Source organism: Psychromonas sp. (assembly GCF_983033635.1).
In genome coordinates, this window is record NZ_CEZLMY010000254.1 from 1 (window position 1) to 562 (window position 562).

Annotated in this window: 1 protein-coding gene; it reads right to left on the reverse strand. The window is 37.5% G+C overall.

The window, feature by feature from the left end; genetic code table 11:
• Nucleotides 1–105: 105 nt before the first annotated feature.
• Nucleotides 106–453 (reverse strand): hypothetical protein, encoded by a 348-nt coding sequence (locus tag AC4GME_RS18025; protein ID WP_490379960.1) that lies wholly within the window; start codon nt 451–453, stop codon nt 106–108.
• Between the last annotated feature and the right edge of the window lie 109 nt (nt 454–562).

Genomic DNA, 562 nt, shown 5'->3' on the forward strand with positions numbered 1-562 from the left:
CCTATTGAGAGGTTGGATATATAACAGCAGACTGTCGTCTTCATTAAACTTGCAATAAACGGGGCTCTATATCAGCCCCATCCTGCCTAAAAAATCGTAAAGAGTCTAAAGTCCGACCACCATACCTAGTGTGAACACAATTGAGAGAACAACTCCAGCAGTTATTAGCGCGGTTGTCGGACCACCTCTAAACTCTCGTGTTTCAATCTCAACTATATCCATTATTGGTATATTGACCTCTTCACCCACAATACTATTTTCTGTAATTGCTGTTACCTTGAATTTATAGTGCATTCCATCAGAGGTGATAATTTTGACATTATCTCCTAGCTGGATAATATCTCCTGCGTAAATTTGTTCATGCAGTTGTTCTGGTGATAATTCAACGGGTTTTATTGTAGTGCAGCCACTTGCAATTAGAAGTATAAAAATAGTCATAAGTAGTTTCATCATTGCCCTTCCTATTCTAAAATTAGTAGTAATCTGTGCCTAACACAGCAATTTGTGGTTAGTATAGGTAGTCCAACAAAATTGCTTTGCCATATATTATTAATTAGTGCCC

Excerpts from the sequence above, each read along its gene's own strand:
- AC4GME_RS18025 (WP_490379960.1), bottom strand. The coding sequence starts at position 453 with ATGATGAAACTACTTATGACTATTTTTATACTTCTAATTGCAAGTGGC.